The following is a 2,367-nucleotide window of genomic DNA, read 5'->3' on the forward strand; positions in this document are numbered from 1 at the left end:
CCAAAAAGTGATACATAAGCATATTTCCGATTGAATACATTATCTTTTTTATAAACTCGCTCATCAGATAATTGTTTATCTAAAAACTTTCTCCAAAAGAAAGTTTTGCCAATGCCCCAAGACCCAGTAATCGCAATGGCCGTACCAATTTTTTCATTTTTGATATTATTTTCTAATAATTCTTTTAATCTTTGTTCTTTATCTAATGTATTCATAATTTAGTATATTTCAAACTAATAGATACCTAATAAACCACAGATAATTTGATTTTTCAAAACAAGGTTCATAAAGGTTTGAATTATCCCTCTACTGCATTTCGCCCTCGGGCTTTAGCTCTTAATAGCGAACGATCAGCTCTCTCTAAAAGCTCAATCCAACTCGTTGCTCCTATCGCAAAACCAATACTCACAGACACATGCAATTTTTCATCTGAACCAGATAAACAAATCTCTTCTAAAGAAATCGCAATCCGAATTTTCTCTGCCAAAAGACGAGCATCTACAAATTGTACCTGCTCTAGCAATATTAAAAATTCATCTCCCCCATAACGAATAATTAAATCCGAACTTCGAATATTTTGCTTTAATTGCTCTGCGATACTGACAATAACACGGTCACCTACGATATGGCCGTACTGATCATTCACCTGTTTAAAACGATCAATATCTATAATCATTAAACAGGTCTGCGTAAATTTTTGAGGATAACTTTCAACAATTTTTAAATATTCAGATAAAGCTAAACGGTTGGACACACCAGTGAGTGGATCCGTATTAGCAATATTCTTTAATTGAAATTCAAAAGCATCTCGCTGTTGCAACATACGTTGCAATCGATCTATCGCTTCAAATAAAGAAAAAAATTCACCTTTTGCAGTAACATTCATCTCATCTGTACAATGATCAGAACTATGCGATAAATCTAAAATTAAGGTCCTCGCTTTAATTAAAGGTGAAAATACTCTTCTTTGAGCGTATATGAGGGTAAGTAACGCTGTGGCTAAAGAAATTAAAGAAATAAATAAAGTTAAAAGAAAGTCGTTTCGAGCAATCGCATTTTCTTGCGTGGCAATGACTACACTTTCATCAAGAATATATGTTTGTAAATCAACCACAGTAGTAAATTTACCCACGATTGCTTCTGTCAATTGAGTACCATTTAAATAATATGGCTTGCCCTTTTGGCTTTCTTCTAATAGCTTTTCTACAATTGGAATACCCTTGTCGATAAATTCTGATTTTACTCGAGAATATAATCGACGGTATTCTGGTGTTTTTGCCTGTTCAGGTTGCAAAGTATCAACCAATATCCATAAATATCTAGCTTGGTGCTGAGTTTGTAGAGAGCGTGCCCGATTATTACTTGGAATTTCTTCATTAAAACTTACTGGGGCAATAATATTAGAAGCCATACGTCCAGCCTGATCTCGCATATCGGTCAAAACGATAATCAGCGTAAAGTAATTAGAAATGCGACTATCTTTACTCTTTAACTGCAACATCAGTCTTTGTAGTATTTCCCTACAGTTATCCCAAACCCCAAACATTCCTAAAATAGCGTTATCCATTTGAACGGAAGTTCTGGCTCCATAGGGAGTTTCACCGTAATAATCAACTACATGTCGAGCTTGTCTAAGATTTTCTTTGAAGGTCGTTTGTAACTCATTTGCTAATGAGTCATAACCGGCTTGTTTTAAAATAAGAATGCTTGTATCAATTTGCTCATCGACAATTAAGCGAAATTTTTTTAATTCTTGCTGATTCTTTACTAAATCATTAGGGCCACTCGACATCATTTTATTGGCAGGAGCACGTTCCTTAGAAATTTTATAAGCAATATCGGCTACTGCTCTTAAACTTTTTATTTCGGCTAAGGCTTGCCTAGTTTTTATATAATCCTGATAACTTCCCACAATAAGTGGTATTGCCATGAATAATAAGGACAAAATAATAACCAGCATAAAAAAGAACAGTCGATTACTAATATGCTCTGAACGTAATCCTGACATTTTTAGCTGATACTCCGTAAATGTCCTGCCATTTTTTTACTACTATATAAATTAGGCTTAGATTCATCCTAGCATTTTAATAACCAGCATTTCATCAATAAACCCTTCATTTCTCTTTTAATAAGCATATATTCATTACATTTTAGTAAGCTTAAATCATAAACGGTATTGAAAAAATGAATGGTTTTTATAAAAAAAGCCTATTTTACAGATTAAAGGTTTTTAGTAATGATAATAAAACATATTCACTTGTCCTCTTGGATGCTTCTCCCAGCATCCCCTGCCCAGCTCTGTGCTGGGTTCTTTTTGGTCTACCTTTTTTTAATAAATTTCACATAACTCTTATTATAATTTAAGAT

2 protein-coding genes are annotated in these 2,367 nt (G+C 33.5%); both read right to left on the reverse strand.

The annotated features are described in order from the left end of the window. A partial coding sequence (locus HUN22_RS16510; RefSeq protein WP_254617556.1) for a P-loop NTPase fold protein occupies positions 1-215 on the reverse strand: 215 nt, incomplete at its 3' end. Between the two features lie 83 nt (positions 216-298). After that, positions 299-2,008 (reverse strand): GGDEF domain-containing protein, encoded by a 1,710-nt coding sequence (locus HUN22_RS16515; protein ID WP_174731652.1) that lies wholly within the window; start codon positions 2,006-2,008, stop codon positions 299-301. Positions 2,009-2,367 lie beyond the last annotated feature (359 nt).

The organism is Acinetobacter lactucae (assembly GCF_013344765.1).
GTDB lineage: Bacteria > Pseudomonadota > Gammaproteobacteria > Pseudomonadales > Moraxellaceae > Acinetobacter > Acinetobacter lactucae_A.